At 68.1% G+C, this 461-nt stretch carries 1 pseudogene; it reads left to right on the top strand.

The annotated features are described in order from the left end of the window. Nucleotides 1-382 (top strand): annotated as a pseudogene (locus ACTQZF_RS09265) (IS21 family transposase); the annotation flags it as partial. Nucleotides 383-461 lie beyond the last annotated feature (79 nt).

Below are 461 nucleotides of genomic sequence, written 5' to 3'. Positions count from 1 at the left end.
CAGGCTCTGCGCGCCGCGCTCGCCGCAGACCAAGGGCAAGGACGAGTCGGCCAACCGCTTCCTGAACCGCCTGCTCGCCTACGGCGGCGAGTTCACCGGGTGGAGCGGCCTAGTCGAGGCGGTGGCCCGGGTCGAGGCCCAGGCAAACTCTGAGCCGAACCGCACCACCGGCCTGCCGCCCGACGCGCTGTTCATGCGGGAGAAGGAGAGCCTGCGGCCCATCGGGAACCTCCGTCTCCTCGAGTCGATGGTGGGCGACGTGAGCGTCCAGACCGTCCCGCCGACCATGCTCGTCAGGGCCGCCGGTAGGGAGTGGTCCGTGCCCAGGCGCTGCATCGGCCGGCGCGTGATGTTGATGTTCACTAAGAAGTGGTCCGAGTGATCACTGGGAAATGAGCACCGTGAGCACGAAAAATTGAGCAGTTTAAGCAAGAGGGCCGCGCCCCGGGGACCGGGGGCGC

The sequence above is a fragment of the Collinsella sp. LCP19S3_H3 genome (genome assembly GCF_052119145.1).
Classification (GTDB): Bacteria; Actinomycetota; Coriobacteriia; order Coriobacteriales; family Coriobacteriaceae; genus Collinsella.
This window is presented reverse-complemented; position numbering and strand designations above follow the sequence as displayed.